The 25,672-nt window shown below is 66.3% G+C and carries 30 protein-coding genes and 2 other annotated features; of the genes, 10 read left to right on the top strand and 20 right to left on the bottom strand.

The window, feature by feature from the left end:
* The first annotated feature begins 73 nt into the window (after window positions 1-73).
* Window positions 74-442, top strand: a complete 369-nt coding sequence (locus BJP32_RS09685; RefSeq protein ID WP_046653171.1) for a DUF6471 domain-containing protein — start codon at window positions 74-76, stop codon at window positions 440-442.
* A 177-nt stretch (window positions 443-619) separates the two neighbouring features.
* On the opposite strand, the gene BJP32_RS09680 is transcribed toward BJP32_RS09685, so the two are convergent.
* The 10 genes from BJP32_RS09680 to BJP32_RS09640 all read right to left on the bottom strand — a co-directional run bounded on the left by BJP32_RS09680 (window position 620) and on the right by BJP32_RS09640 (window position 7,793).
* The gene (locus BJP32_RS09680) at window positions 620-1,816 is read right to left on the bottom strand and encodes a glycosyltransferase family 4 protein (protein ID WP_046653398.1); all 1,197 of its coding nucleotides are present in this window, start codon (window positions 1,814-1,816) and stop codon (window positions 620-622) included.
* 32 nt (window positions 1,817-1,848) lie between these two features.
* The gene (locus tag BJP32_RS09675; RefSeq protein ID WP_198935275.1) at window positions 1,849-2,556 is read right to left on the bottom strand and encodes a hypothetical protein; all 708 of its coding nucleotides are present in this window, start codon (window positions 2,554-2,556) and stop codon (window positions 1,849-1,851) included.
* Between the two features lie 2 nt (window positions 2,557-2,558).
* Window positions 2,559-2,777, bottom strand: coding sequence for a hypothetical protein (locus BJP32_RS09670; RefSeq protein WP_076223834.1), 219 nt, complete (start codon window positions 2,775-2,777; stop codon window positions 2,559-2,561).
* The gene (locus BJP32_RS09665) at window positions 2,774-3,124 is read right to left on the bottom strand and encodes a TraR/DksA C4-type zinc finger protein (RefSeq protein WP_198935274.1); all 351 of its coding nucleotides are present in this window, start codon (window positions 3,122-3,124) and stop codon (window positions 2,774-2,776) included. The genes BJP32_RS09670 and BJP32_RS09665 overlap by 4 nt, the downstream gene beginning before the upstream one ends.
* A gap of 23 nt (window positions 3,125-3,147) precedes the next feature.
* A complete protein-coding gene (locus BJP32_RS09660) occupies window positions 3,148-3,720 on the bottom strand; it encodes a hypothetical protein (protein ID WP_046653170.1) in 573 nt (190 codons plus the stop codon).
* Entirely contained in the window at window positions 3,717-3,938 is a 222-nt protein-coding gene (locus tag BJP32_RS09655) for a hypothetical protein (protein WP_046653169.1), read from the bottom strand. Before BJP32_RS09655 ends, BJP32_RS09660 begins: the two co-directional genes overlap by 4 nt.
* A complete protein-coding gene (locus BJP32_RS17140; RefSeq protein ID WP_143255451.1) occupies window positions 3,925-4,143 on the bottom strand; it encodes a hypothetical protein in 219 nt (72 codons plus the stop codon). Before BJP32_RS17140 ends, BJP32_RS09655 begins: the two co-directional genes overlap by 14 nt.
* A gap of 316 nt (window positions 4,144-4,459) precedes the next feature.
* A complete protein-coding gene (locus tag BJP32_RS09650; RefSeq protein ID WP_052748041.1) occupies window positions 4,460-5,293 on the bottom strand; it encodes a hypothetical protein in 834 nt (277 codons plus the stop codon).
* Window positions 5,294-5,411: 118 nt separating this feature from the next.
* Entirely contained in the window at window positions 5,412-6,263 is an 852-nt protein-coding gene (locus tag BJP32_RS09645) for a universal stress protein (RefSeq protein WP_046653168.1), read from the bottom strand.
* A gap of 60 nt (window positions 6,264-6,323) precedes the next feature.
* Window positions 6,324-7,793 (bottom strand): SulP family inorganic anion transporter, encoded by a 1,470-nt coding sequence (locus BJP32_RS09640; protein ID WP_046653392.1) that lies wholly within the window; start codon window positions 7,791-7,793, stop codon window positions 6,324-6,326.
* Between the two features lie 207 nt (window positions 7,794-8,000).
* Between BJP32_RS09640 and BJP32_RS09635 the strand changes: the two genes are divergently transcribed.
* Window positions 8,001-8,252 carry a cold-shock protein gene (locus BJP32_RS09635; protein WP_198935273.1) on the top strand — a complete coding sequence of 84 codons (252 nt, stop codon included), beginning with the start codon at window positions 8,001-8,003 and terminating at the stop codon, window positions 8,250-8,252.
* Between the two features lie 175 nt (window positions 8,253-8,427).
* Window positions 8,428-8,481: a sequence feature (sul1 is cis-regulatory element that is thought to sense ions involved in sulfur or methionine metabolism; They are found in Alphaproteobacteria), on the bottom strand.
* A 50-nt stretch (window positions 8,482-8,531) separates the two neighbouring features.
* Here the strand turns inward: BJP32_RS09635 and BJP32_RS09630 are convergent.
* The 3 genes from BJP32_RS09630 to BJP32_RS09620 all read right to left on the bottom strand — a co-directional run bounded on the left by BJP32_RS09630 (window position 8,532) and on the right by BJP32_RS09620 (window position 12,481).
* Complete coding sequence (locus tag BJP32_RS09630) at window positions 8,532-9,116, bottom strand: hypothetical protein (RefSeq protein ID WP_046653166.1); 585 nt, start codon at window positions 9,114-9,116, stop codon at window positions 8,532-8,534.
* Between the two features lie 170 nt (window positions 9,117-9,286).
* Window positions 9,287-9,339: a sequence feature (sul1 is cis-regulatory element that is thought to sense ions involved in sulfur or methionine metabolism; They are found in Alphaproteobacteria), on the bottom strand.
* Between the two features lie 611 nt (window positions 9,340-9,950).
* Complete coding sequence (locus tag BJP32_RS09625) at window positions 9,951-10,457, bottom strand: hypothetical protein (RefSeq protein WP_046653164.1); 507 nt, start codon at window positions 10,455-10,457, stop codon at window positions 9,951-9,953.
* Between the two features lie 179 nt (window positions 10,458-10,636).
* Window positions 10,637-12,481, bottom strand: coding sequence for an ABC transporter transmembrane domain-containing protein (locus BJP32_RS09620; RefSeq protein WP_076223832.1), 1,845 nt, complete (start codon window positions 12,479-12,481; stop codon window positions 10,637-10,639).
* A gap of 132 nt (window positions 12,482-12,613) precedes the next feature.
* Between BJP32_RS09620 and rpmE the strand changes: the two genes are divergently transcribed.
* Together rpmE and BJP32_RS09610 are read left to right on the top strand one after the other, a co-directional pair.
* A complete protein-coding gene (gene rpmE, locus BJP32_RS09615) occupies window positions 12,614-12,838 on the top strand; it encodes a 50S ribosomal protein L31 (RefSeq protein WP_003168899.1) in 225 nt (74 codons plus the stop codon).
* Between the two features lie 153 nt (window positions 12,839-12,991).
* Complete coding sequence (locus tag BJP32_RS09610; protein WP_003165682.1) at window positions 12,992-14,548, top strand: murein L,D-transpeptidase; 1,557 nt, start codon at window positions 12,992-12,994, stop codon at window positions 14,546-14,548.
* A gap of 42 nt (window positions 14,549-14,590) precedes the next feature.
* On the opposite strand, the gene BJP32_RS09605 is transcribed toward BJP32_RS09610, so the two are convergent.
* Together BJP32_RS09605 and BJP32_RS09600 are read right to left on the bottom strand one after the other, a co-directional pair.
* Window positions 14,591-15,097: a DUF1465 family protein gene (locus BJP32_RS09605; RefSeq protein WP_040345826.1), complete on the bottom strand. Its 507-nt coding sequence runs from the start codon at window positions 15,095-15,097 to the stop codon at window positions 14,591-14,593.
* Window positions 15,098-15,203: 106 nt separating this feature from the next.
* The gene (locus tag BJP32_RS09600) at window positions 15,204-15,407 is read right to left on the bottom strand and encodes a DUF1192 domain-containing protein (RefSeq protein WP_040345829.1); all 204 of its coding nucleotides are present in this window, start codon (window positions 15,405-15,407) and stop codon (window positions 15,204-15,206) included.
* A gap of 92 nt (window positions 15,408-15,499) precedes the next feature.
* On the opposite strand from BJP32_RS09600, the gene BJP32_RS09595 reads away from it, so the two are divergent.
* Window positions 15,500-16,471: an NAD(P)H-quinone oxidoreductase gene (locus tag BJP32_RS09595; RefSeq protein ID WP_046653345.1), complete on the top strand. Its 972-nt coding sequence runs from the start codon at window positions 15,500-15,502 to the stop codon at window positions 16,469-16,471.
* A gap of 55 nt (window positions 16,472-16,526) precedes the next feature.
* On the opposite strand, the gene BJP32_RS09590 is transcribed toward BJP32_RS09595, so the two are convergent.
* A complete protein-coding gene (locus BJP32_RS09590; protein WP_040345832.1) occupies window positions 16,527-17,189 on the bottom strand; it encodes a beta/gamma crystallin-related protein in 663 nt (220 codons plus the stop codon).
* Between the two features lie 216 nt (window positions 17,190-17,405).
* Here BJP32_RS09590 and BJP32_RS09585 point away from each other — a divergent pair, with 216 nt between their 5' ends.
* Complete coding sequence (locus BJP32_RS09585; RefSeq protein WP_003165688.1) at window positions 17,406-18,071, top strand: DUF1013 domain-containing protein; 666 nt, start codon at window positions 17,406-17,408, stop codon at window positions 18,069-18,071.
* 78 nt (window positions 18,072-18,149) lie between these two features.
* Here the strand turns inward: BJP32_RS09585 and BJP32_RS09580 are convergent, their stop codons facing one another.
* Window positions 18,150-18,323 (bottom strand): YdcH family protein, encoded by a 174-nt coding sequence (locus BJP32_RS09580; RefSeq protein WP_076223830.1) that lies wholly within the window; start codon window positions 18,321-18,323, stop codon window positions 18,150-18,152.
* 114 nt (window positions 18,324-18,437) lie between these two features.
* On the opposite strand from BJP32_RS09580, the gene BJP32_RS09575 reads away from it, so the two are divergent.
* The 4 genes from BJP32_RS09575 (at window position 18,438) to BJP32_RS09560 (ending at window position 20,124) form a co-directional block, all read left to right on the top strand.
* Entirely contained in the window at window positions 18,438-19,055 is a 618-nt protein-coding gene (locus BJP32_RS09575) for a UbiX family flavin prenyltransferase (protein WP_076223828.1), read from the top strand.
* A complete protein-coding gene (locus BJP32_RS09570; protein WP_076223827.1) occupies window positions 19,052-19,522 on the top strand; it encodes a TIGR02444 family protein in 471 nt (156 codons plus the stop codon). Before BJP32_RS09575 ends, BJP32_RS09570 begins: the two co-directional genes overlap by 4 nt.
* Before the next feature lie 39 nt (window positions 19,523-19,561).
* The gene (locus tag BJP32_RS09565; protein WP_040345839.1) at window positions 19,562-19,786 is read left to right on the top strand and encodes a YdcH family protein; all 225 of its coding nucleotides are present in this window, start codon (window positions 19,562-19,564) and stop codon (window positions 19,784-19,786) included.
* Between the two features lie 77 nt (window positions 19,787-19,863).
* A complete protein-coding gene (locus BJP32_RS09560) occupies window positions 19,864-20,124 on the top strand; it encodes a hypothetical protein (RefSeq protein ID WP_076223825.1) in 261 nt (86 codons plus the stop codon).
* 50 nt (window positions 20,125-20,174) lie between these two features.
* On the opposite strand, the gene BJP32_RS09555 is transcribed toward BJP32_RS09560, so the two are convergent.
* The 3 genes from BJP32_RS09555 to BJP32_RS09545 form a co-directional block, all read right to left on the bottom strand.
* Window positions 20,175-20,648: an Lrp/AsnC ligand binding domain-containing protein gene (locus BJP32_RS09555; protein WP_003165692.1), complete on the bottom strand. Its 474-nt coding sequence runs from the start codon at window positions 20,646-20,648 to the stop codon at window positions 20,175-20,177.
* A 115-nt stretch (window positions 20,649-20,763) separates the two neighbouring features.
* On the bottom strand, window positions 20,764-22,560 hold the full coding sequence (locus BJP32_RS09550; RefSeq protein ID WP_083673954.1) for a DUF885 family protein: 1,797 nt from the start codon (window positions 22,558-22,560) through the stop codon (window positions 20,764-20,766).
* 88 nt (window positions 22,561-22,648) lie between these two features.
* On the bottom strand, window positions 22,649-25,600 hold the full coding sequence (locus tag BJP32_RS09545) for a TonB-dependent receptor domain-containing protein (protein ID WP_076223823.1): 2,952 nt from the start codon (window positions 25,598-25,600) through the stop codon (window positions 22,649-22,651).
* Window positions 25,601-25,672: the final 72 nt, after the last annotated feature.

Raw genomic sequence — 25,672 nt, 5'->3', positions numbered from 1 at the left:
GCGATCTTCATCGCTCAAGAGAGGTCTAGGTCGCACGGATTGATCGTTCGGGCTGATAGTGGCATCAATGGCTATGTCCAAATCCACCTCGCTCCCCGTCGATGCTGAAGACGTCGAAAACACGTGGCGTGAGAAGGCGCGAACCCTGCTGCGGGTCGAACAGCGTCGTCAGAACCTGACCTACGCTGACATCGCCAAACGCATGCAGGCGATTGGGGTCTCGGAGACCGAGGTCAGCGTCCGCAACAAGATCAGTCGGGGCACGTTCCCGGCGACCTTCATGCTCCAGTTCATGCACGTCCTTGGGGTCGACCTGATTCCCTTCAAGCCGCAGTTGACAGGCGAATTCACGCTGCCGTCCGAACTTCTGGGCAAAATGCCCCAAGTCGTGATGACGCCAGAACTGATGGCGGCCTTGGTCGGGCTCCCAAAAAAGGAGTAACCAGCAGCGCCCCCTCATAGCCCGGCCGACCTTGGCTGTGCGTCGCATCACGCCGTTCTGGGGGGCTGATCGGGCTCTACATGTCGCCTGTTTGGAATCGCCCCCAGAGGAATTCTGATCAGTCTGCCATACCCTGCGTCGGCGAAGCGGCGGGTCATCAGCGCTCAGAGTTCAAGATTATTGAGCGACTCGCTTTGTGCGTCGCTGCCTCACGGCTCGCCGATACGTTCGAAATGTCGCGCCAGCCATCGCCTCCAGGGAGAACCGACGACGGGCGCGGCGGCGGGCGGTGTGTCCCAGGTCTTCCAGTCGATCGGTCGACCAATCTGCGCACTCGACCAACCGGCTTGTCCAGGCGTCCAAGTCACCCGGCTGAACGAGGAAGCCTGTCCGACCGCAGGAAACCGTCTCACGCGCCGCACCGTGATCAGCGGCTAGCACCGGGCGGCCCATCAACTGGGCTTCCACGGCTGTGCGGCCGAAACTCTCGGGTCGGATCGAAGGTGTGACCACAAGGTCGGCAGCCAGATAGGCGGCGGGCATGTCGTCGACTTCGCCGACCAAACGCACCTGATCCTTCAAGCCGCGCTCGGCTATCGCTGCTTCGATCTCGTCGCGATAGCCATCGCGGCCCTGATGGTCGCCGGCCAGGACAAGGACCAGGCCCTCGACGCGGGCCTGGGCGAAGGCTTCGATCATCATTAGCTGGCCCTTCCAACGGGTCAGTCGTGCAGGCAGCAGAACCAGCCGACGGTTGTCGCCTCGCAGGCCCCATTGCGATCGCAACCGGTGGACGCGCGCAGGGGCCACGGCGCCCCGGTCGAAGCGCGTGATGTCGATGCCTTCAGGGACCAGGCGCAGCCGCTCGGACGGCACGCCGTGCTGCTCGCTGACGTGGTCGCGGGTGAAGCGGCTGTTGGCCATGACCAGATCAGCCCGGGTCATCAGGGCGTTGTAGGCCCGCTTCATCCGCGAGCGGGCGCTGTAGATGCCGTGGTAGGTCGAGACCACCGGCACACCGGTCTGCCGCGCCGCCCATACCGCAGACCAGGCCGGGGCCCGAGACCGCACATGCACGAGGTCGATTTTAAGCGTCTGGATCAGCACCTTCAGGCGACGGCCATTGGCCCAAATCGTCATCGGGTTCTTGGAGGCGACCGGCAACCGGACGGCCTGGCCGCCGTGCGCTTCCAGGTCGCTTTCGAGGCGTCCGCCCTCGGTGGCGACATAGGACACCCCGCCGGCGGCCACGATCGCGGCGCTGATGTCCAGGGTGGCGCGTTCAACGCCGCCACCTTCGAGACGCGGCGTGACCTGAAGCACGCGGAAGCCGGACGGCAGCGCATCGGGCTCCCGCTCGGCGTCTTGCGCCATGGGCGTCATACCAGAAGCAGGACGACGGACGCTCACGATCTGTGGACCGCGACGTAGATCGTGCACCGCGACGACGTGCCCGTCAGAGGGTTGTCGAACTCCACGACGTGCGCTTCTGGCTCATCGAACACGGACCGGAGCCGGGCCAGGAAGGTCGGGTCCGGCGCATCGTCGGACCACAGGGCGAACACGCCGCCGGGGGTCAGCGCCGCGTGCACCCTGCGCAATCCATCTGTCCGGTAGAAGCGCGCATGGGCGGGATTGAGCAGGCGATCCGGCGAGTGATCGATGTCCAGCAGGATCACGTCCCACAGCGGCGTCTCGGGATCGGCTCCCCCGTCGAACATCGCAAAGAAGTCGCCGTGGACGAGATCGCAGCGGGGATCATCACCCAAGGACCGACCGATGGGCACCAGGCCCTCCCGGTGCCAGTCGATCACCGCATCCAGGGCATCGACGACGGTGACGGATGCGACCTTCGTGGATTCCAGGGCGGCGCGTGCGGTGTAGCCGAGGCCCAGGCCGCCGACGAGGACGCGGAGGGAGTCTCCCGGGGCCCGTCCTAGCCCGAGGGTCGTCAGTGCGATCTCACCCTCGGTGAACAGGCTCGACATCAGGTGCTCATCGCCCAGGATCACCTCGACGACGTCGCGATCGATGGCGGAGACCCAGCGGCGGCGAAGCTGGATCGGCCCCATGGGCGTAGGTCGGTAGTCGAGTTCTTCAACGAGGCGCGACATGCTCAGGTCTTTCGGGGGTGAGGCTCGCCCGAGGGCGCGGCCTTGTCTGTGTTCGGCGTGGTCGGGACAGCCGCCCGAAAGGCCGCGATCCGGATGAGCCCCCCGGCGGGCGACAGCACGACCCGGTGCAGCACGGGGTGGCGGCTGTCATAGGCGGGTGAAGCCTCGGACATTTCGCTGTTCGCGGCGGGCCGGCGCTTCTGGTGGTCGATCCTGGTCATTCGGAGGCGCACACGATGCACATCGCCAGGGTGGGATCGAGCTGAAGGCGGCGAAGGGCGATGGGCTCGCCACAGGCGCCGCAGTAGCCGTAGTCGCCGGTCGCCATGCGGCTCAGCGCCTGGCTGATCCTGCGGGCGTCGTGTTGGCGTCGACCCTGCGATGCGAAGGCCATGGCCTGTTGCTGGATCGCGTCCATGCGCGACAGGCGGCCGACGCTGTTCTGATCCAGTTCGACGGGACGACGGCTGTCCTCTGACAGCGCATCGATCTGCTGAAGTTCCGCGAGGCGCTCCAGCAGGGTTTGCTTCAGGCCAGCCTGGTCCTCGGTCGACAAGGCCTCGGTCACAGTCGGCTTCCCCGGCGGCGAACTCACGACACCGCCTCCACGATCTCGGGACGGAGCCGGATCGCCAGCAACTCCGAACCCTCGATCGGCGAGACGGTCGCGAAGGAGTCGACGACATAACGCTGGCCTGCGCTTGATTTGCGCAGGCGGCTGAAGCGGAGATGGGCGTGCAGCTTGCGGCCCAGACGCCCATATTGCTTCCAGACCTCGGCGGGGTCGAGCCCGACGACCCGCCCCAGATCGTTGACGGTCGCAAGGGCGTCCGGTTGACGGCCGTGGGCGCGTAACAGACGCACCATCAACGCCGACTGTTCGTCCGGAATGGCGCGGAGGGCCTCGCGATACTCTTCCGGGCTGGGCCAGCCGTTCGGGTCTCGCGCGGCCTCGAACCGTTCGGTCCGTTGGTCCAGTCTCGTCCTCAACGCCGCTACCGCTTCGTCTACGGTCTCTTCCACCGCCTCGTCGACCTTGAGAGTTCCGGCATAGGCGACAGCCTGACCGACAGCACCTCGGCTCGCGGCGACGATCCGGTAGTAGCCATGCGACAGGTCAGCCGTCCGGGCGGCGGGCCGTGGGCGCTGGCGGACGGCGGTCATGACCGCACCCGCGAACCGACCCGGCGACCCTGGTCGTCGAGGCCGAGGCGTCGCCTCGTCTGCGTCATGCGCTCAGACAGGTCTGCCACGGGCAGATCGGCCAGCATCGGCGCGATGCGGCAGGCGTCCTCGACGCTCGCGGTCGGCCGGACCCGCAGAACGTTCTCGATCAGCAGGCTAGCCGACGGTGGGCGCAGATCGCGGTCACGCGAGCCCATGATCAGCTCCTTCCAGCAGGGCCTTCAGGTCGCGCGTGTCGAGCACTTCGGCCAGGGTGGCGTCGTCCATGGCGCGGACCGGGTTCTGCAACTCGGCGCGGACCTGATCCACCCGCCACAGCAGGTCTCGCAGCTTCAGAGCCAGTTGGGTCGCCTCGGACAACGAACGGGTGGGCCCGTGTTCTGGGGTCGGGGGTTGGGTCATTAGACTCATCGCCTCTCCTCGCATGGCGGCGAACGCCGCAGATTGCGCGAGCGGGATCGACAGCGCCGGGCGCCATTCGAACGGGAAGGTTCTGATGCACTGGAAGACGACGCACCCAGAGGCGTGCTCGGCACGCCGATCGAGACCTTACCGCTCGATCCGGTCAGAACCGGGTCGAGCGTGTTCGCTCGCAGGGTTGTCATTCCGTGTTCAGACCTCCCGGGATGTGGGGGGTCCGCTTGGCCCGACGACGTCGGCCCAAGGCACGGCGAGACTAGGCCTTGCTGCCGATGATGCCAAGGCTCTCGTCCGCCCATCAGGTTCGCCACCGCAGAACTGAAGGCTGAACGGGATTGATGAAAGTGTCCCTGGCCCCGACCGCCCGGGCCAAGGCCATCTTGCATTGGAAATACCAGGCGGAGGGCTGGTCGGGCTCGCCGACGAACAGCAGAGGCTGATGCGTGCTGGCATGCGTGTCGAGCCGGCGAAGGATGCGGGCGTCCTGTTCCAGAAAGGCCCGGCCCAAGGCGGAAAGGGCTGGATACAGCCACCGCAACGGCCGCATCGAACTGTAGATCACGTTCCGCAGAACCACGCGCCCGGGCGCGATCGGGGTGACGGTGGTGATGTTGAGAACGCGCAGTCGCCCGCCCCGGACCCGCTCGATCCGCGTCGACGGTAGCCGGAACTCGATGGTGACCTTGCGGTCCGAGCCGACCAACTCATAGGCCGGCGCCGAGGCGAAACTGTCCGCCGCCGTCGCGGTGAAGCCGAAGGGCGACGGCGTATAGTGTTTGGTCTTGACCCGACGACGATCCGAAGATCGCCACCACCACGCGGTGTGGACCATGGGCACGTGGGCGGGGTCGACGAGCCCCAGGACGGTCTGGTCGTAGTCCGCTTCGACCTCGATTTCCGAGCAGGCGATCATGGGGAAGGCCGGCGTCCCCGCTTCGTCCTCTATCAGTGGCGGGACCGCTGCGGCGGGATCGCCGAGGCGGCGGACCCACACCATGCCCAGCCGGGTCTCGATGGCCCAGCCAGGAGCGCCGGGCAGGGTTACCGCCCCCGAAGGCCCTCGAACGAGGGTCAGGTCCTGCCCAAACAGCGAAACGGTCGCCCGCGCGCGCACCGCCTTCTCCCGGGCCACGGGATACCAGGCCTCCGGCGGCGGGCCGAACCTGGACGCCTTGCCTCGCGATGGAGCCGAGCCCGCCGTCCTGTCGCTTGTCAGCGTTGGAAACCCGTCCAGCACCCCCTGCCTCCCCTCAGCGGAACAGAAGGACGGGCAGGAGTGCGATCCGGATCATGGCCGTCGTGGTGCTGCCCACGAAGAACCGCCGGATCGGTGAGTGGCCATAGGCCCCCATGACCAGCAGATCGATCTTCTCGTCACGCACATAGTCGGTGATGACGGTCTCCGGCTCGCCGTCGCGCTGTAGCACCTGATGATTTCCACCTCCGCCGGCCAGGCGGTCGCGGGCCCAGGCCAGATGCGCCGCGTCGTCGCCCTTCGGGTGACCCGCCATCACCACGTGGCATTCGAAGCCCGAGAAGGCGGGATCGGAGACCAGAAAGTCGACGGCCTTGCGCGAACTGGCGCCGCCATCGAAGGCGATCAGGAGCCGCTGGATCGGCTTGAACTCGCGCGATGCGATCAGGACCGGCAGCTTGGTCGCCCGGACCACCTGTTCGATGCTGCCGCCCAGATGGGCCTTGGCGAAGTCCGAACGCTCGCCACGCTTGCCCAGCACCACCAGCCGGACGTCGTCTTCCAGTTCATGGACGTTGTCGACCAGACCCCCGTGGCGGAGCCGGGTCGTGACCGTGCCGACGCCGGCGGCTTCAACGCGGGACTTGGCGGCTTCCAGGATGGCGCGCCCTCTCTCCATCCGCAGCTTGCCGCGATGCTCGTCCAGCTTGGCCAGGTCCTCCAACAGATGCTCAGAGGTCCCGAGGCCGATGCTGCCGGACAGGTCCTGGGGAACGGCGTCCGGGGCCCGGTCCAGAACGTGAAGGAGTTCGACGTCGCAGTTAAGATTCTGCGCCGCCCATGCCGCGTGGTCGCAGACGCTGGCGCCGTAGGTGGAGGCGTCGATGCAGGCGAGGACTTTGGTCATGAAGCGATCCTGGAAACGGAAGGAGAGCGGCGCGCGGTCGCGGTCTGATGCGGCGTCACGTCAGTGGGCTGTCAGGCTGTCGAGGGCGCCGGGCTTGTCGTGAATGGCGAACTTGTCGACCATGGTCAGGCTGGCTTCGTTCAGGCCGTCGACCTGAACCTCGGTGCCCTCGCGGCGGAACTTCAGGATCACCTTGTCCAGAGCCGCGATGGCCGACACGTCCCAGAAATGAGCGTGGGACAGGTCGATCCGGACGTGGTCGATCGCTTCCTTGAAGTCGAAGGCGGCGACGAAGCTGTCGGCCGAGGCAAAGAAGATCTGGCCCCGCACGTCGTAGTCGCGCGACCGTCCGTCCGCCGCCGTGGTCGAAGTGATCAAGACGATCCGCGCGACCTTCTGGGCGAAGAAGATGCCCGACAGCAGCACGCCGGTGACAACGCCCTTGGCGAGATCGTGGGTGGCGACGGTGACCACAACGGTCGCCAGCATGACGAAGCTGGAACTCTTGGGATGCTCGACCAGGTTCTTGATCGAGCCCCAGTTGAAGGTGCCGATCGCCACCATGAACATGACCGCCACCAGGGCCGCCATGGGAATCTGCGACACCCACGGACCCAGCACCAGGATCATGAACAACAGGAAGACACCGGCCAGCAGGGTCGACAGCCGCCCGCGCCCGCCGGATTTCACGTTGATCACCGACTGGCCGATCATGGCGCACCCCGCCATGCCGCCGAAGAAGCCGGCCGCGATGTTGGCGACGCCCTGACCCTTGCACTCGCGGTTCTTGTCGGAAGGCGTGTCCGTCAGTTCGTCGACGATGGTGGCCGTCATCAGCGACTCCAGGAGGCCGACCAGCATCAGGGTCACCGAGTAGGGGAAGATGATCGCCAGGGTCTCGAAGTTGAGCGGGATGTTCGGGATCAGGAACATCGGCAGGGTGGCGGGCAACTGCCCCATGTCACCGACCACGCGGATGTCCAGGCCAAGCGCCATGGACAGGGCCGTCAGCACGACGATCGCCACCAGCGGCGAGGGGATGGCCTTGGTCAGCCGGGGCAGCAGGTAGATGATCGCCAGCCCACCCGCGACCATGGCGTAGGTCTGCCAGCCGACGTTTGTGACCTCCGGCAACTGGGCCAGGAAGATCAGGATGGCGAGCGCGTTGACGAAGCCGGTCACCACCGACTTCGACACAAACCGCATCAGCGCACCCAGCCGGATATAGCCCGCGATGATCTGAAGGATGCCGGTCAGGACCGTGGCCGCCAGCAGGTATTGGAGGCCGTGCTCGCGCACCAGGGTGATCATCAGCAGCGCCATCGCGCCGGTCGCCGCCGAGATCATGCCGGGCCGCCCGCCCGCGAAGGCGATCACCACGCAGATCACGAAGGACGCATACAGGCCGACCGCAGGGTCCACGCCCGCGATGATCGAGAAGGCGATTGCTTCGGGGATCAGGGCCAAGGCCACCACCAGGCCGGCAAGCACATCACCCCTGATGTTGCCGAACCAGGTCTCCCGGATCATGCCGACGTCCAGTTTCATAGCGGGAAGTTTCATTCAGCTTCTTTCGTGCACAACCATGTGCGTTTCACTGCAAACTAGCAGTAAACCTGATTTGTAATTTGCTGCTGCATTGATTGCGCAGCCTCTGTTATTCTTGCGATAAAGCGTTTATGAGATTTGCATGATTCTCATTACACTGGCGGACGGGGTTTTCATTGGCGGTGCGGCATGAGTGCGCCCGTCGATCACCCGCTGGGCGATGACGCGGATGACACCATCATGGGCACGATCAAATTCGTGGACCCCAAGGGCCGGTTCGCGATGATCTCGCGGGACGACAAGTTGCCCAAGGTGTTCGTCCACCTCAGCGCTGCTCAGGACGCTGGCCTGGAAGGTCTGGTCAAAGGGCATCGACTCTCGTTTCGGCTGCGGCACCAGCCGGACGGCCGAACGCAGGCGACCGACATCTCGGCGATATGACCGAACATGATCTGCGGGACGATGGGGACGCGCCTCGCACGACTCGATCGTGCACGGCACCGGGTCACTGACGGACCCCGGGCGGGTAAGGGACATGGGAGATGAGCCGGAGGGCGACGACTAGGTGTGCGGTTCGTCAACGCACCTGTGCTCTAGCCGCTCAGCTATCGCTTCATGTTTCCTGGGGGATGGGCGCCCAAGGTAGCCACCCGTGTGAAACGGGTCCGACGAACAGGGCTCTCTTAACCTAGATCGCTGCGGTGCACAAGGCCCAGCGGCTCACGCGCGGCCAATCAGTCCCCCGCCTCGCCGCCTGCGGGACGGCAGGACCGTGACCAGCGAGAAGGAGGCTGAGGCGTCTTGTCGCGCCTTGCTCGCGGCCTTCAAAGCGACCAGCAGGGTGGTCGCATAGGCCAGAAGTTCGAGGACTTCCTCGATCAGAAGCAGGTTCCACAACTCGGCCTCGGTCAAGGTCACCGTGCCGCCCCACTCCTCGATGGCTGCGGCGAGCCAGACCAGGGCGATCCCGAGCCCGAAGATTGGAACCATCAAAGCGACGGCGCGGACATGCGGCCACACTCCAAAAGCTCGGTCGCGCGCGGTCACGAAGATGAGCGGCACCATCAGAACCGCTGCGAGATGCCAGCGCGCAGCGTGGCTCTCCAGATAGGACTGCCAAACGCCGTCCGTCTCCGCGCTGTATTCCCTGAGAGCGGCAACCCCGAGCACCAGACTGAACACGGCGAAAGCAGGAGCCCCAGGCCGATCTGTCTTCAACGCCGCGAGCAGGAATGCGCACGATGCAGCGGCCAGCACGACGATCTGTGCCATCTCCAGAGGCCCGGATTCGCCGAGGTCCATCATCGTGCGCCCCCTGTGTTAAGGAGCCGATCAGCGGTGGCGAAACCCAGGCATGCCAAACGCAAGGCGGAGCATGGCCCACGGGCCATCTCGGTCATCATCATTACGGGTCAGTGCATCCTAACCCCTGTCGCGATCCGTCATCGCTGCCGGCCAAGCCGGACGGGGTCGTGTCGTCTCCGGGGGTTAGGCGCCCGGTATAGCCACCCGGTCACCCGGGTCCGACGGAGTGTCGTTGATAGGATGGGAGCGGACGATTTGGCAAGCAGTTGAAATTGGATCGCCGAGGGCGGACGGTGCCAACGCACACTTACGCCAAAACCGGCCGCCCACCGCGATCTGAACTGCGGACGGCTACCGGCCCGAACGCGGACACCGCGGAGGTCCGTTAGAGTCAAAGTCGGTCATGGGCGAGTAGCCGCCAAGCGAACGTTCAGGGCACGCCGGCCCTCAGCCTGTAAGCGCTTCACGGCAGCGACGAGCAAGGCGAAGGCGACGAACGCCCCACCGCCCAGAGAGCCAGCTAAAGTAGGTCGGCCATGCCGCATCCCCTGTTCTCAACAGGGTCGGATCAGACGCGAGATTGAGGTAGGCGGGCCATTCCGATTGGGGCAATCGTATACGCTGAGCGTAAGGATGAGGCGGTCACGTCTGCTCAGCAGCGTAGCCGAGCGGATCAACGAGACCAGCGCGCTGCCTTGATCAGCGCTCGCGCGACGCCTGCGCGATCCGGCGCGGTCGCGACGACACGGCCGTTACGCAGACCGACGAACCCTCGTCCCTCTCGATCGGGCGCAATCTGGCACAGATGTTTTCCGTGGAAGAAGGCCAAGCTGGTCATCGCGACACTCCCAACCGGACGGCCTCGGCCTGCTCCAAGTGCTTGGTCGCCAAAACCCAGCCCTGCGGTCCCGCCGGCATTGGAACGGCGCGGACCCGCCCAGCTAGTCGCAAGGGCCGCAGGCAAGCCCTGACCCGTCTTGCCATTGTGACTTCCAGCTTCGCGTCAGCGAGGTCGAGTTCCCGCGACTCGACGACCGCTCTTGCCAGCGCCCGCGATGTGAGCGGTCCCTCGGCTTCTCTCAAGCAATCGACGACTATGCCCTTGATCTCTCCCGGAGCAGCGGAATGCGGTGGCCGAACCCGCTTTGCGGCAATCTGGCTGATGTCAATGTCCGGTTTGATCAGCACGAGCACGGCGTCCAGATTTTGGATCGCCTTCTGAAGTTCCCGGATGCGCCCCTGATGCTGCTCCAACTCGCCGTCCAGTTCAGCGCGCTTGCGGACAAGGGCGTGCAGGGCGGCGGAGCACTCGGTGCCGATAGGGATGATCGAACTTGCCATCCCACAATCATAAAGATGGCGATTCAGACCGTCTCGATCGCTAAGGTGTGTTTGCTACCCATAGCCGGTAGTGCGACGGCTCACGCCGACGGACAGGACAAGCCCCTCACCCTTTCGCGCAAGAACGATCGCTACGCTCTCGTGCGCTCAAGCCCTCTCCCGCCGGGAGAGGGTCTTACTCACGTTCCCTGAAACTGCAGCTTGGCCAGACGCGCATATAGGCCGCCCTTGGCTGACAGCTCCGCGTGCGTGCCTTCCTCGACCACCTGGCCGCCGTCCATCACCACGATGCGGTCGGCGCGCAGCACGGTCGCCAAGCGGTGGGCGATGACCAGGGTGGTGCGCGCCTCCATCGCCTGATCCAGCGCGGCCTGAACCAGACGCTCGTTCTCGGCGTCGAGCGCGCTGGTCGCCTCGTCCAGCAGCAGGATCGGCGCCTCGCGCACCAGCGCCCGCGCGATGGCGAGACGCTGACGCTGGCCGCCCGACAGGCTCTTGCCGCGCTCGCCCAGCGGGGTGTCGAAACCTTCCGGCAGGGCGTCGATGAAGCCCAGCGCCTGAGCCTCGGCGGCGACGGCGCGGGCCTCGTCCAGCGTGGCGGCCTCGCGGCCGAAGCGGATGTTCTCCAGCGCCGACCCCGAGAACAACGGCGCCTCCTGCGACACCCAGGCGAAGCGGTTGCGCACATCGACCGGGTCGGCCGCGCGCACGTCCACCCCGTCCACCGACACCAGACCGGATTGCGGATCATAGAAGCGCAGCAGCAGGCGGAAGACCGTCGACTTGCCCGCGCCCGACGGCCCGACCAGGGCCACGGTCTCGCCCGGCCGCACGGTCAGGCTGAAGCCCTTCAGCGCGGGCAGGTCCGGACGGCCCGGATAGGCGAAATCCACCGCCGACATCGACACCTCGCCGCGCGGCGGCTGAGGCAGGGCGACCGGATTGGGGGGCGGAGCGATGGCGGGGGTCGCCCGCATCAGTTCGTCGATCCGTTCCATGGCGCCCGCCGCCTTCTGTACGTCGCCCCAGCTTTCGCCTAGCGCCCCGACCGCGCCCGCCGCGAACACCGATAGCAGGACGAACTGCAGCAGGGTGCCCGGCGTCATGGTCCCGGCGATCACGTCCTGCGCCCCCAGCCACAGGACCAGGGTCACGCCGCCGAACATCACCATGATGATCATGGCGGTCATCACGCCGCGCGCCCTCATCCGCTTCAGGGAGACGCCGAACGCCTCCTCCACCGCCGCGCCGAAGCGGCCGATGGCGCTCTTTTCACGGCCGAAGGCCTGCACCGTCTCGATGGCGTCGACGCTTTCGCCCGCAAAGCCCACGGCCCCGGCGAAGGTGTCCTGCGACTGCACCGTCAGGCGGCGCACCACCCGGCCGAACAGAAACAGCGGCACGATCAGCACCGGCACGATCAGCAGGACGAAACCCGTCAACTTGGGGCTGACGAAGAACAGCAGGATCACCCCGCCGATCAGCGTCAGGAAGTTCCTCAGCGCATAGCTGATCGAAGTGGTCAGCAGCGTATCCACCAACTGGATGTCCGTGGTCAGACGCGACAGCACCTCGCCCGTCCGCATATGGGCGAAGAAGACCGGGTCCAGCGTCAGGATGCGCTGGAACAGCGCCGTGCGCAGATCGGCGATCATCCGCTCGCCCGTCTTGGTGACGTAGAAATAGCGCAGCGCCGTCGCCAGCCCCAGCACCACGGCGTTGAGACCCAGGATCAGGAACCACTTGTCGATATTGGCGCCGCCGTTCTCGAACCCCTGGTCGATGGCGCCGCGCGCCGTCGCCGTCAGGGCCAGCGACGCGACCGTCGATCCGATCAGCCAGACCGTGGCGATGGCCGCGTCCATCTTGTGCCGCCCCAGGAAGGGCAGCAGCCGTCCCAGAGGGCGGATGTTGCGGCTCTTGGCGCGCTTGCCGCCCGCCTCGTCCATCTGTTCGGCCAGAACGGCGCCGGCGCCGGGGCGGCCGGTCGGTTGGGCGTGACGTTGAGGTTCAGCTTGGGTCATGGTCGCGCTCTTGCCCCGGAACGCCCCCCGGTGTAAACGCCGCCCCTCGCTCCCGTCGCGCCCTGCGGCGGGATTCTCTATTTACGCGCAGTGACGGTCGGCATCGTCGTCGCGCAGAGACGGACAAGATCGATGAAAGCGGACACGCACCCCGACTACCACTTCATCACTGTTGTGATGACCGACGGCACCACCTACCAGACCCGTTCGACCTACGGGAAGGAAGGCGCAACGCTGAACCTGGACATCGACCCGACGTCTCACCCGGCCTGGACCGGCGGCAACCAGCACCTGATGGACCGCGGCGGCCGCGTCTCGCGCTTCAACAACAAGTTCGGCGGCTTCATCAAGAAGTAAGCCACGCTTGGTGCGACAAGTTCGCCACAAAAGCGCCGGTCCCAGGACCGGCGCTTTTTTGTTGCCCGGAACACCGTTAACATGGGCGCGTTCGATTACTCGGGGCGTGGACGTTGGGTCCGGGCCGATATCGGACCACAAGAGTTACAGACGATGAACCGACGGGAATTGGGCCTTGGCGTCGCCACGACGAGCCTGACGCTGGCAGCCGCGAACGGGGCGCTGGCCCAGACGCGCACCACGGACCCGCAGATCTTCATCGCCGGCTTCGACGCCCAGGCCGGCCGCCTGCCCGCGGCCCAGCAGGCTGACGTCCGCGCCGTCTATCAACTGACCGGCGGCAAGCCCATCTGGACCGCCGACCGCCTGCGCATCCTGCAGGAAGTCGCCCAGGGCGCTGAACGTCACGGCCTGCCCGCCGGGGACTTCTTCGACTTCGTCGGCCTGGCCGCCGACCGCGAGACCGCCGAGATCCGCACCACTGCCGCCGCCCTGGCCTACGCCAAGGTTCTGTCCGAGGGCCGCGTCCGGCCCGAGACGGTCGAAGAGCTGTGGGAGATGCAGAAGAACAGCGTGGACCTGCCGCGCGGCCTGGTCGACGCCGTGGCCGCCAACAAGCTGAGCCAGTGGTTCGACGCCCTGCCCCCGACGGACCTGGGCTACACCAATCTGTCGGCCGGTTACGCCCGCTACCGCCGCATCGCCCGCCAGGGCGGCTGGCCCGCCTTCCGTATCGGCGGCACCATCGAGCCGGGAACCAGCGACCCGCGCATCCCGGCCCTGGTCGCCCGCCTGGCCGCCGAGGGCGACCTGAGCGCCGCCGCCGCCGAACGGTTGAAGGGCAACCTGGCCTACGGCCCCGAATTGGAGCAGGCGGTCCGCAGCTTCCAGACCCGCCACGGCCTGGGGTCCGACGGCCGCATCGGCGGCGCCACCCAGCGCTCGCTGACCGCCACCGCCGAGGATCGCGCCCGCCAGATCGCCCTGAACCTGGAGCGCCGTCGCTGGCTGAAGCGCGACCTGAATCCCGAGCGGATCGAGGTCAACACCGCCGCCGCCATCATGGTCTACTGGAAGGACGGCAAGCCGGTTCACTCCAACCGCGTGGTCGTCGGCACCGCCGCCAACCAGACCCCCAGCCTGGAGAAGCCCTTCGCCTCGGTCGTGGCCAATCCGCCGTGGACAGTGCCCATGGGCATCGCCCGCCGTGAAATCCTGCCCAAGGGCCCCGGCTACCTGGCCGCCAACGACATGTACGTCAACGCCGACGGCTGGGTGGTGCAACGCGCCGGTCCGAAGTCGTCGCTGGGCAATGTGAAGTTCGAACTGCAGGACAGCTACGCCATCTTCCTGCACGACACCCCGGCGCGGGGCGCCTTCAACCTGTCGGTGCGCCAGCGCAGCCACGGCTGCGTGCGGGTGCAGGACGCCATCGGCTTCGCTCGCCTGCTGCTGTCGCCCGATCCCGAGCGTCTGGCCCTGTTCGACGCGGCCCAGGCCAGCGGCGAGACCAAGCGCGTGACCACCGGCCGCAACATCGGCGTGCGCCTGCTGTACTGGACCGCCTTCGTCGACGGTCAGGGCCGCGTCGCCTTCCGCGAGGACGTCTACAAGCGCGACGCCAAGCTGGCCGACGCCCTGGGCATCGCCGTCAACCTGCCCCAGGTCATAGCCGACGCCCCGATCGATCCGGATGAAGTGACGCCGTAAGGCATCCACCTCTCTCCTCTCGTTGCATGGGGAGGAGAAGCCTTATCCGAAGGCGGCGCGCAGCAGGTCCATCTGGTTCAGGACGGGATTGGCCGGCGCCTCGGCGGGCTCGACGTACATCTGGCGGTCCAGATGCAGGACGCGGTCGTAGAGCTTCTCGGCTCGCACCGCGTATTCGATCAGGGCGATGGGCAGGTCGCCGCGACGCGGCTCCGTCTCGATGCGGCGATCGGCGAGGCGATAGCGGGGGTCGCCCGCCGCCTCGGCGCTCATGTCCTGTTCCCGCACGGCGCGCTGCACCAGCAGCCAAGACGCAATCTGCATCAGCCGCGTCGTCAGCTTCATGCTCTCGCCCGCATAGGACAGGGCGGCCGCGCGCGACAGCAGGCGCGAATCCTGGCGTCCGTCGCCGTCCAGATAGGCGGCGGTCTCCTCGACCAGCTCCATGCCTTCGCGGAAGGTGCGCTCGAAGAGCTCCGAGCGTGCGAAGTCCAGCACTTCGGCGCCGGCGAGGCGCGTCGGGGTCAGATCGGCTTCGATGGCTGTCACGGGCGTCTATCCATGCATCTCATGCATCCGCTGGGTGCAATCGTCATGCCACGGAAGCTGATTCTGCGGGAGAGGGCCGTCGAAACCGTCCCCAACCGCCCGCGCCTCAGCGGAAGTTGAACAGCGCGTCGGCGGCGCTGCGCTGCGAGGACTTGCCGTCGATAGCCGCGCGGGATCGGGCGATCTCGGCCTCCAGGGCGGCGATCCGCTCCTGCAATTCGTCCACAGCGTAGAGGTCCAGGTCTTCGCGTCCCAGGGCGGCGATGGCCTCGCCGCGCTGCGGCCGAGGCTCCAGATCTTCGAAACTCATCCTCGCCTCCTTGGCCATTTCGAGCATGAACCCCTATGTGAACGCCGCATTGATCCGGAATGCAAGCCAAGGGAGCCGCCGTGCCCGCAACCATGAAGGCCATAGAGATCGAGAACGGACGCGGCCCCGCCGACGCCCTGCGCCTGACCACGCGCCCCCTGCCCGCTCCGGGCCCCGGTGAAATCCGCATCCGCGTACGTGCGGCGGGCGTGAACCGTCCCGACATCGTCCAACGCGAAGGTCGCTATCCGCCCCCGCCGGGCGCTTCGGACATTCTTGGACTAGAGGTCGCGGGCGAGGTCGACGCCCTGGCCGATGGCGTGTCGCGCTGGGCCGTCGGCGACCGGGTCTGCGCCCTGCTGGGCGGCGGCGGATACGCTGAATACGCCTTGGTCGACGCCCGCCACGCCCTGCCGATCCCCGACGGCCTCGATTTCACCCAGGCCGCCGCCCTGCCCGAGACCGCCTTCACCGTCTTCGCCAACGTCTTCGAAGGCGGCGGGCTGAAGGCGGGCGAGACCCTGCTGATCCACGGCGCCACCAGCGGCATCGGCGTCATGGCCATACAGATGGCCAAGGCGGCGGGCGCCCGAGTCATCGCCACCTCTCGCGGCGCCGCCAAAGCCGAGGCCGCCCGCGCCCTGGGCGCCGACGTCAGCCTGGACGCGACTGAGCACGATCTGGCCGCCGCCATCCAGGAGGCGGGCGGCGCCGATGTGGTGCTGGACATGGTCGGCGCGGCCTACGCAGAGCTGAACCTCAACGCCCTGAAGCCCGGCGGGCGCTGGGTGGTGATCGCCACCCTGACCGGCGCCAAGGCCGAGATCGACCTGATGCGGATCATGCTGAAGCGGATCGTCCTGACGGGCTCGACCCTGCGCAGCCGCCCGGCCGACGAAAAGGCCCGCCTGGCGGCCGCCGTCGAGGCGACCGTTTGGCCCTGGGTCGCGTCCGGCGCCGTTCGCGCCCAGGTCGAGGCGACCTTCCCCCTGGCCGAAGCGGACGCAGCCCACGCCCATCTGGAGGCGGGCGCCCACGTCGGCAAGGTCGTGCTTCTGCCCTAAAAGAAAAGGACGGGAGGCCGCAGCCTCCCGCCCTCGTTTTCAGACAGGCCGGTGTTTACCAGCGACCGCCGCCGCGCGCCGGACGCAGCGACGAAATCCGGTCGTTCATGCCCGTATTGGCCAGGTTGCGCATATCGCCGCTGACGATCTCGCAACGGCCGCGATAATAGGCGTCTTCACAGACCTCCCAGGCGCCGCGCGACAGGCGGATCGAGCTGATCGCGTCGTTCATGCCCATGTTGCGCAGGTTCGGGACTTCCTCACGGAAGCTCATCGACTGGCCGCGATAATCAGAGTCGCGATAGACGGTGATCGAGGATCGGCCCCAGCCGCCGTTGCCGGGGCGACCGTCGTCCCAACCGCCGCCGGGGCGGCCTGGACGCCCGTCATCCCATCCGCCGCCCGGACGGCCGGGGCGGCCGCCGTTCTCGAAATCGCCCTGAAAGCGGCCGCAGACCAGGCGTCCGTCGCGGTTGACGATCTCCTCGCTGGAGCAGCGCGCCAACTCGATCGAGGTCTCGCGCATATTGCCCCGCATGTCACGGCAATCGGCGTAGAGGCGCCCCTGATTCACATACGACCCGGTGCAGCTCTGCGCATACGACCCGCGCGGCGCGCCGCGCTGCATCACCTGCGCCTCCGCCGTGCTCACATTGACGACGGAAAAGCCGCCCGCCGTCATGACCAGTCCTGCCGCTGCAATCACGAACTTCTTCATGACACGGTCTCCTTCGAGGTTTCTCTTGGCGCACAACGCGCTCTGGCCCCCAATGTTCATCACGACAGATGAACCTTCGCTGTATGAAGACGACAGACGACGTTTTCATTTCGGCCAAGATCACCTATAAAGGCCTTCTCGCGCCCGGCCGAAAAGGTCGGGCGCCGTCGATTCAAACGCCCGTTTTTCGGGCCGCAACCGCCGGGATCCATGCCCATGACCGACATCCTGATGCCCAAGGCCACCGCGGTCTGGCTGGTGGACAACACCTCGCTCTCGTTCGAGCAGATCGCCGACTTCTGCGGCCTGCACCCGCTTGAGGTGCGCGGCATCGCCGACGGCGACGTGGCGCGCGACATTCGCGGCGCCGACCCCATCGTCAACGGCCAGCTGACCCGCGAAGAGCTGGACAAGGCCCAGAACGATGAAAACTACCGCATGAAGGCCGTGGTCAGCCGCCACGCCGAACTACTGAAGCCCGCCAAGTCGGGTCCGAAATACACGCCGGTTTCGCGTCGTCAGGATCGCCCGGACGCCATCATGTGGTTCGTCCGCAACCACCCCGAAGTGACCGACGCCCAGATCGCCAAACTGCTGGGCACCACCAAGGCCACGATCGAGAGCGTGCGCAACCGCACCCACTGGAACTCGGCCAATATCAAGCCGGTCGATCCGGTGACGCTGGGCCTGACCGGCCAGCTGCAGCTGGACGAAGTGGTGCGCAAGGCCGCCGACAAGAAGGCCAAGGACGACGCCAAGAACGGCGTCCTGCAACCCATCGAGACCGAGGCCGAACCGGAAGTCGTCCTGGAAGAGGCCGAAGAAGAATACGGCCTCGGCGCCGAGCCCACGGCCGAATCGGTGTTCGGCTCGCGCGACTGATCCAACCGATCGACAAATACAAAACGGCCCCGGAAGATCGCTCTTCCGGGGCCGTCGTCGTTTCGGATGCTAGGCCCGCTAGTGGTTTCGGGCTTCCAGACTACTGATCTCTTCCTTAAGTCGCAGCTTTCGCTGCTTCAGCTCCCTGAGGTGTGTCGGGTCCGCGGTGGGGCGGCGCATCTCCTGCTGGATCGTTTCATCCAGCGACCGATGCCGATTACCCAGTTCGCGAATACGAGCCTCGATGGTCATGGCTTGCGCCTCCATGTCTAAGGGACCACTACACTGAGCGCCCGGTTCGGCGAGGTGTGGAATCACATTGCAGTGACCCCCGCCGCTCCGGACACGGACAGGTTGGAGGCGAATTTGGCCGATGTTGTGAACACGACCGTTCGGGCGCCGGCGCCCCCTCGGCTAGTCGTTGGAATCTCAGGTGCTTCGGGCGTCATCTATGGCGCGCGCGTGCTGGACGCCCTGCGCGAACTGGGGGTCGAGAGCCACCTGGTCGTCACCCGCGCCGCCCTGCTCACCTTGTCGCAGGAGACGGATCTCACCCCCGACGAGCTGACGGCCAAGGCGGATGTGGTCCATCGGCTGAACGATGTCGGGGCCACCATCTCATCCGGCTCCTTCCGCACGCTCGGCATGATCGTCGCCCCCTGTTCGGTGCGGACCATGAGCGAGATCGCCACCGGCGTGACCTCGACCCTGCTGACCCGCGCCGCCGACGTGACTCTGAAGGAGCGCCGCCCCCTGGTGCTGATGGTGCGCGAGACGCCGCTGCACTTGGGTCACCTGCGCACCATGACCGCCCTGGCCGAGATGGGCGCCGTCATCGCCCCGCCGCTGCCCGCCTTCTACGCCAAACCCGACAGTCTGGGGCAGATGATCGACCAGTCGGTCGGCCGGGCGCTGGACGTCTTCGGCCTGGACTGGTCGGCCGTGCGCCGCTGGGAAGGACTAAAGGGCGGAGCCGAAGCATGAGCGACGATCTGTGGACCTGGGCCTGCGCCGCCTACGCCGCGCCGGGCGTCGCCGAAGCCTGCCTGTCGCTGCAGGACTATCACGAACAGAACGTCCCCCTGCTGCTGTGGGCCGCCTGGACCGCCGCCACAGGCCGCCGCCCGGACGAAGAGACGATCGAGGCCGCCTGCGACACCGCCCGCGCCTGGCAGACCACCACCATCGCCCCTCTGCGCGCCGTACGCCGCACGCTGAAGACGCCCGTGCCGGACCTTGAGACGGACGCCCGCCTGGCCGTGCGCGAGCAGGTGAAGGCCGCCGAATTAGCCGCCGAGCGCCATCTGCTGAACGGGCTCGAAGGCCTGGCTCCCGCCCCGACCGAAACGCCTCGCCCGCCCGTCGACGCCATGGCCGATGCAGCGCGCCTGTGGGATCGCGTCGTGCCGCGTCCGGCGCTCAGAACCCTGTCCGACCTGCTTCCGACCTGACGCCAGCTCAGCTATAATCCCCCGGCCCGGGGCCTGATCATGAACGACGACGAACCTTACCTGTCCGAAGAAGACAAGGAGCTGCGCGCGCAGCTCTCCCTGCTGTTGCAGGAGCACGCAGACCTGGACGCCTCCATCGAAGCCCTGGCCCTGCTGCCCGCGCCCGATCAACTCATGATCGCCCGCCTGAAGCGCAAGAAACTGGCCCTGCGCGACGATATCGTGAAGCTGCAGGATCGCATCCTGCCCGACATCATCGCATAATCATATAACGCCAGTCATTGACTCTTGTGTCGTTAACGGTGGAGATGACATCGTCACCCACTGGCAGGAGAGAACCGATGCGTCTGCGTAAGATTCGTAATGCCGTGCTTCTGGCGTCCGTGACGGCGGCGACGTCATTGCTGTCCTTCGGAGCCGGAGCGCAATCTCCCAATATTATGTACCATCGTACCTTTTATAGCGACGCTACGCTGACGGTACAGGTCGGCTGGTACCGTGACAAATGTTGGAATGGGCGAGTCGTCGCTTCGCCCGTCCAAGGCGTTACTTCGCCCTACTACACCCTTGAAGCCATCGGATCTTGCGGCGGTTACTGGTAACCTAGTCGCGGAGGCCGTCCAGAATGGCCTCCGCAATCCGCCCCCCCCTCTTACAGCGGCAGGACCGAGGTGTCCTTGACCTCTTCCATCACGGCGTAGGTGCGGGTCTCGCGCACGCCCGGCATGACGATCAGGGTGTCGGCCAGGAAGATGCGGTAGGCCGCCATATCCTTCATCCGCACCTTGACCAGATAGTCGAAGCCGCCCGCCACCATGTGGCACTCCAGCACCTCGGGCGAGCGGCGGATGCGCTCGGCGAACTGGTCGAAGATGTCCGAGGTCGTGCGGTCCAGCAGCACCTCGATGAAGATCAACAGTTCACGCTCGGCGAACTTCGGATCGATCAGGGCGGTGTAGCCGGTGATGACCCCCCGCTCGCGCAGTCGCCGCACCCGCTCGAAGCAGGATGACGCCGACATGTTGCAGGCGGCCGCCAGATCCTGATTGGTGATCCGTCCGTCCTGCTGCAGCACCCTCAGGATGCGGCGGTCGGCGTCGTCCAGCTTGTATTCCCCAGCGCTCATGCGCTCTCCCCCCTTACGCTTTACAGATTCCCGACACTGACAAAGCCGCAGGTGATCTGCAACGCGTCTGTCAGCGACGGATGGCCGACGCCCTCCGACGTCGGCCCGGTGTCGACTATTGCCCCGATCGCTTCGCCGCGGCGGCTTGCTTGCTCTGGGCGATGAAGGCTTCCATCTCGGCGGTCATGGCCGGGATGGTGGCCACGCCGATGGCCAGCAGGTGATCGTGGAAGGCCTTGATGTCGAAATCGGCCCCCAGCTCCGCCTCGGCCAGCCGGCGCAGGCGCACGATCTCGATCTCGCCCAGCTTGTAGGACAGGGCCTGCCCCGGCCAGGTGATGTAGCGGTCGATCTCGGTGCCGACCTCATGGTCGGACAGGGCGGTGTTCTCGCTCAGGAAGGCCACCGCCTGTTCGCGCGTCCAGCCCTGCGAGTGCACGCCGGTGTCGATCACCAGGCGCGCCGCGCGCCACATCTCATAGGTCAGGCGGCCGAAGTCCTCATAGGCGTCTTCATAGATGCCCATCTCGACGGCCAGCTTCTCGGTGTAGAGGGCCCAGCCCTCGCCGAAGGCCGAGATATAGGTCTGGGCGCGATAGTCGGGCATGGGCGGATGTTCGCGGCGCAGATTGCCCTGCCAGGCGTGGCCGGGGTTGCACTCGTGCACCGTCAGCGCCGGGATGTTGTAGCGCGGTCGCGACGGCAGGTCGTAGGTGTTCAGCAGACAGACGCCATTGCCGCCTCGACCGGCCGTGTAATAGGGCGCGATGGCGTCCGGCACGGGGATCAGGCTGAAGGTGTCGCGCGGCTTCAGGTTGAAATACTGACCGATCTTGCCGTCGACCTTCTTGATGACCCAGGCGCCGTGCCACAGCAGGTGCTCGGGCTTGTCATAGTGGAACTGCGGGTCGGTCTTCAGGAAGTGGATGAACTCGGCGAAGGTGCCGGTCCAGCCGGTGCTGCGCATCACCACCTCCATCTCGGCGCGAATGCGCGCGACCTCGCCGCGGCCGATGGCGTGGATCTGGTCAGGGGTCAGGTTGACGCTGGTGTATTGGCGAATCTGCGTCTGATAGAAGTCGTCGCCGTCCGGCAGGCGGTTGGCTCCCAGGGTGTCGCGCGCGCCCGGCATGTATTCGTCGCGGATGAAGCTCAGCAGAGTGCGATGCGCCGGCACGACCTGCTGCTGGATCGCCTGAACGGCGGCGGCGCGCAGACGCGTCTTGTCCGCCTCGGAAATGTTCGCCGGCATGGTCAGGAAGGGTTTGTAGAAGGGGTTCTGGGCGACATCCGTCGGCTCCGTCACCGCCAGGATCGACACGTCCCGCCCGACCAGCGAGGCCTTGGGCTGGGTGAAGCCGCGCGCCAGGCCAGCGCGCATATTGGTGATCTGCTGGTCGAAGTAGCGCGGCACGTCCCGTATCTGGGACAGATAGCGCTCATAGTCCTCAACCGAGGTGAAGGTCGCATTGCCCATGCCCGTCAGCGACGACCAGAAGGCGCTGTCCGAGTTGAAAGGCATCTCATACAGGCGGTGACGGCCGTCATCGACGAAGTTGTCGATCTGGTGCCTGTAGACGGCGTAGTTGGTGCGCTGGTTCGGCGACAGCTGATCCGGAGAAATGGCGTCCAGACGGCGCTGAACATCGATCCAGTAGGCCAGCCGGCGTTGCTGGGTGGCGGCGCTGACGTCCGGCAGGGTGCTGGGCTTGGCGTTACGGCCCGGCAGCTCCTTCTGGCGCCAGGCCCACTCCTCGGCGGCGATGGCTTCGAACTGGGCGTCCAGAGCCGAAGGCGCAGCGGCGGCGGGCGCCGCGTCGGGCGCACGAGCCAGGGTCGGCGTCGGGGCGGCGGCGAAGGCCAGCAGGCCGACGGCGACTGCAATGGCGCTATAGGCGGTCAGGGTCTTCATCGTCTTCCCCCAAAAAACAGAAACAGACGCCTTGTCAGCGTCTCCAAGGTGAGAAGCCGCCCGAGACCGGACGGCTTCCCATTCTGGATTAGAACTGGGCGTTCACGCCAATGTACACGTAACGGCCAAGGTTATTGTAGATGCTGGCGTTGAAGCCGTTATATAACGACGTTCCAGTCCAGGTGAACGGCGTCTGCGGCGGCGCTTCATCGGTGAAGTTGTTCACCCCGCCGAAGACAGAGAAGCGATCGAACCGATACTCGGCGCGCAGGTCGTGGGTCAGCCACGACGGAGCCTTCCACACTTCGTACGAGCCGACAGAGTCCTGATTGCTGCGCACGACGCTGCTCAGGTAGCGGTTGGCGTAGGACAGCGACAGCTTGTCATAGTCCCACGACACGCGGAAGTTGACCCGGCGCTTGGGATTGGGCGCCTCGCCGGCCTGTTCGTCGCGCACGCTGGCGTCGCCCGGAACCGGATCATAGGTCAGCTCGTCCAGGAAGCCCGCCGCCACGTTGAACGACAGCGAGCCGTAGGGCGGCAGGCCCAAGGCCTCTAGGTCCGTGCGATAGGACGCCGTCACGTCCCAACCCGAGTTGGTGTACTCGGCGACGTTCATCACCTGGTTGATCACCCGGCTGATGTTGCCGTCGGCGCCGCGCATGACGTTGCCGCAGAACGGATTGTCCAGGGTCGGGCTGTCGACGCAGTTGTTGATGATCGTGCGCGCGCCGAACGAGGCGATGACGTCGCTGATCTTGATGTCGTAGTGGTCGATGGTGACCGCCAGGCCCGGCAGGAAGGTCGGCGTCAGGACGACGCCCAGCGTCAGGGTTTCGCCCTCTTCCGGGTTCAGGTCCGGGTTGCCCTTGCTGACGGACGGCTTGGTCGCGATCGACTGGGTGAAGTCGGGCGCCAGGCCCAGGGCCGCGCAGTTCGCCTTGCGGTTGGCGGGATAGTTGCCCAGGTTCAACCGCGTCGCGTCGCAGGGATCGTCGAACAAGGCGAAGCCTTCGCTGCCGCCGTCGAACAGTTCGCTGATGTTCGGCGCGCGCACGGCCTTGGCGTAGTTGGCGCGGAAACGGATGTTGCGGTCGACCGTCCACTCCATGCCCAGGCCATAGCTGCTGTCGCCGCCCGTGGTGGTGTAGTCCTGGAAGCGATAGGCCGCCGTGAGGTCCAGATACTGGATGAAGGGCACGTCGGCCAGCAGCGGCAGATTCACCTCGCCGAAGATTTCCTTGGACTCATAGGCGCCCTCGGTTCTGGCCTGGGTGTTCTGGAAGATCAGCGCCTTCTGCGAACGCATGTCCGGCACGGCGCGGCTGGCTTCCTTGCGCCATTCCACGCCCGCCGCGAAGGCGACCGGCAGGCTGGTTCCGCTGAACAGCGACGGATAGGAGAACAGCTCGCCGTTGACGCTGGCCACCGCGTTCCACTGACGGATGCGATCATTGCGAACCGTGTAGATGTAGGAATAGTCGATCGCCTCCTGAGAGCCGACATAGGCGCCGAACAGGTTCAGCGGCTGGCAACCCCGCGCCCGCGCATCCGCGCTGCGGCAGACGATCTGGTTCGTCGACGGATCGCGCCAGGCGTCGATCGATTCATAAAACTCCTTCTGCAAACGGTCGAAGTTGGTGAACTCCGACTCGGTCTGGCCGTAGTTGACGTAGGCCTCGAACCGCCAGCCGTTGCTGAAGGCGCCGTCCACCCCGGTCACGAAGCGCGTGGTGTCGTAGACGCTTTGCGTGGTGCGGATGCCGAAGTCGGTGTCGATCCGGCTGATGTCGAAGAACGCCATATTGGCCTGCGCCAGCATGGTCTTCAGTTCATCAGGCAGGAAGGCGTTATCCGCCTTGATACGATAGGCGTTGCCCGTCGACATGCCCGGCGAACTGTCGGCGAAGGTGCCGTTCCGCGCCTGGCTGCTGGCCTCCATATGGAAATACTTGGCTTCGGCGAACAGATTCAGTTCGCTGATGAAGTCGCCCGAGGGCTGGAACTGGTGGCGCAGCTGCAGCTCGCCGCCGAAACGCTCGACCGGGGTGCGCAGCATGTCGTCGCGCAGCTTGAAGCCGTCGCCGCCGATCGACAGCTTCTGCTCGCGCCCGGCGCCGTCGTACAGGATCTGGCCGCGGTCGAACGGGACCAGCTTGCCGTCCGGCGTGAAGGTCAGGGCGAAGGCCTTGTTGGCGCCGATCGGCGTGACGATGACCGGGGTGAAGAAGTCGTTCTGGGTGTTGGTGTAGACGTCCCGCGCCATGATGAAGGACGGCAGGCCGTCGTTGGCGCTCTTCTTGTTCGGGTTCGGAATCTCGGCCAGGGAGCTCATGGCGTAGTCGCGCTCGTGGCGGAACAGCCCCTCGGACTTGTCATAGGTCAGAGCGCCCATGATGTTGGTCCGGTCGTCATTGAAGTTCCGACCCACGGCGACCGAGCCGTAGTAGGTGTTCGGACCGTCGGCCGAGCCGTACTGCGTCTGGACGGCGATGCCGTCGAAGTCCTGCTTGGTGATGAAGTTGACCACCCCGGCCACGGCGTCCGCGCCATAGACCGCCGACGAACCGCCCGTCACCGTGTCGATGCGTGCGATCGTCGTCTTGGAGATGGAGTTCACGTCCACCGCGCTGGTGCCCGCCGTGCCGGCGACATGGCGGCGGCCGTTGACCAGCACCAGGGTGCGGCTGGCCCCCAGATTACGCAGGTTCAGCGTGGCCAGCCCCTGGCCGGCGACGGTGTTGGTGGTGCTGGAGGCCGAGGCGCCCAGGCCGACCTGCGGCTGACGCGACATGGCGTCGATCAGGTTGGTGACGCCGGTGTTCTCGATCTCCTGGGCGTCGACGACGTTGACGGGCGTCGCCGCCTCGACGTTCGGGCGGCGGATACGCGAGCCCGTCACGACGATGTCGGCGACAGCGCTGGCTTCCGGCTCGGAGGCAGGCGTTTCGGATTGGGCCCAGGCAGGCTGGGCGGCGGCGGCCGTGACGGCCAGACCGGCGATTATCGTGCCGGTCTTCAGATACGCAGACAGTCTCATTCGATCACCCCTCGTTTTTGATCTGAAACCCAGGCGGGCCGTCCCCATTCGGCGTCGCCTGCGTCGCTGTTT

Origin of the sequence: Brevundimonas sp. ZS04 (assembly GCF_001956865.1) — a bacterium.
Lineage (GTDB): Bacteria > Pseudomonadota > Alphaproteobacteria > Caulobacterales > Caulobacteraceae > Brevundimonas > Brevundimonas diminuta.
The sequence above is the reverse complement of the archived record's forward strand: the minus strand, read 5'-3'. Positions and strand labels throughout refer to the sequence as shown.

What these genes read in the sequence shown, in the direction of transcription:
- BJP32_RS09595 (WP_046653345.1), top strand. Translation starts at nt 15,500, where the DNA reads ATGAAGGCCATAGAGATCGAGAACGGACGCGGCCCCGCCGACGCCCTG.
- BJP32_RS09675 (WP_198935275.1), bottom strand. Translation starts at nt 2,556, where the DNA reads ATGTCGCGCCTCGTTGAAGAACTCGACTACCGACCTACGCCCATGGGG.
- BJP32_RS09550 (WP_083673954.1), bottom strand. Translation starts at nt 22,560, where the DNA reads ATGAAGACCCTGACCGCCTATAGCGCCATTGCAGTCGCCGTCGGCCTG.
- BJP32_RS09620 (WP_076223832.1), bottom strand. Translation starts at nt 12,481, where the DNA reads ATGACCCAAGCTGAACCTCAACGTCACGCCCAACCGACCGGCCGCCCC.
- BJP32_RS09610 (WP_003165682.1), top strand. Translation starts at nt 12,992, where the DNA reads ATGAACCGACGGGAATTGGGCCTTGGCGTCGCCACGACGAGCCTGACG.
- BJP32_RS09625 (WP_046653164.1), bottom strand. Translation starts at nt 10,457, where the DNA reads ATGGCAAGTTCGATCATCCCTATCGGCACCGAGTGCTCCGCCGCCCTG.
- BJP32_RS09565 (WP_040345839.1), top strand. Translation starts at nt 19,562, where the DNA reads ATGAACGACGACGAACCTTACCTGTCCGAAGAAGACAAGGAGCTGCGC.
- BJP32_RS09645 (WP_046653168.1), bottom strand. Translation starts at nt 6,263, where the DNA reads ATGACCAAAGTCCTCGCCTGCATCGACGCCTCCACCTACGGCGCCAGC.
- BJP32_RS17140 (WP_143255451.1), bottom strand. Translation starts at nt 4,143, where the DNA reads ATGACCCAACCCCCGACCCCAGAACACGGGCCCACCCGTTCGTTGTCC.
- BJP32_RS09585 (WP_003165688.1), top strand. Translation starts at nt 17,406, where the DNA reads ATGACCGACATCCTGATGCCCAAGGCCACCGCGGTCTGGCTGGTGGAC.
- BJP32_RS09655 (WP_046653169.1), bottom strand. Translation starts at nt 3,938, where the DNA reads ATGGGCTCGCGTGACCGCGATCTGCGCCCACCGTCGGCTAGCCTGCTG.
- BJP32_RS09630 (WP_046653166.1), bottom strand. Translation starts at nt 9,116, where the DNA reads ATGATGGACCTCGGCGAATCCGGGCCTCTGGAGATGGCACAGATCGTC.
- rpmE (WP_003168899.1), top strand. Translation starts at nt 12,614, where the DNA reads ATGAAAGCGGACACGCACCCCGACTACCACTTCATCACTGTTGTGATG.
- BJP32_RS09600 (WP_040345829.1), bottom strand. Translation starts at nt 15,407, where the DNA reads ATGAGTTTCGAAGATCTGGAGCCTCGGCCGCAGCGCGGCGAGGCCATC.
- BJP32_RS09680 (WP_046653398.1), bottom strand. Translation starts at nt 1,816, where the DNA reads ATGGCGCAAGACGCCGAGCGGGAGCCCGATGCGCTGCCGTCCGGCTTC.
- BJP32_RS09670 (WP_076223834.1), bottom strand. Translation starts at nt 2,777, where the DNA reads ATGACCAGGATCGACCACCAGAAGCGCCGGCCCGCCGCGAACAGCGAA.
- BJP32_RS09545 (WP_076223823.1), bottom strand. Translation starts at nt 25,600, where the DNA reads ATGAGACTGTCTGCGTATCTGAAGACCGGCACGATAATCGCCGGTCTG.
- BJP32_RS09685 (WP_046653171.1), top strand. Translation starts at nt 74, where the DNA reads ATGTCCAAATCCACCTCGCTCCCCGTCGATGCTGAAGACGTCGAAAAC.
- BJP32_RS09555 (WP_003165692.1), bottom strand. Translation starts at nt 20,648, where the DNA reads ATGAGCGCTGGGGAATACAAGCTGGACGACGCCGACCGCCGCATCCTG.
- BJP32_RS09580 (WP_076223830.1), bottom strand. Translation starts at nt 18,323, where the DNA reads ATGACCATCGAGGCTCGTATTCGCGAACTGGGTAATCGGCATCGGTCG.
- BJP32_RS09635 (WP_198935273.1), top strand. Translation starts at nt 8,001, where the DNA reads ATGAGTGCGCCCGTCGATCACCCGCTGGGCGATGACGCGGATGACACC.
- BJP32_RS09590 (WP_040345832.1), bottom strand. Translation starts at nt 17,189, where the DNA reads ATGAAGAAGTTCGTGATTGCAGCGGCAGGACTGGTCATGACGGCGGGC.
- BJP32_RS09660 (WP_046653170.1), bottom strand. Translation starts at nt 3,720, where the DNA reads ATGACCGCCGTCCGCCAGCGCCCACGGCCCGCCGCCCGGACGGCTGAC.
- BJP32_RS09570 (WP_076223827.1), top strand. Translation starts at nt 19,052, where the DNA reads ATGAGCGACGATCTGTGGACCTGGGCCTGCGCCGCCTACGCCGCGCCG.
- BJP32_RS09640 (WP_046653392.1), bottom strand. Translation starts at nt 7,793, where the DNA reads ATGATCCGGGAGACCTGGTTCGGCAACATCAGGGGTGATGTGCTTGCC.
- BJP32_RS09560 (WP_076223825.1), top strand. Translation starts at nt 19,864, where the DNA reads ATGCGTCTGCGTAAGATTCGTAATGCCGTGCTTCTGGCGTCCGTGACG.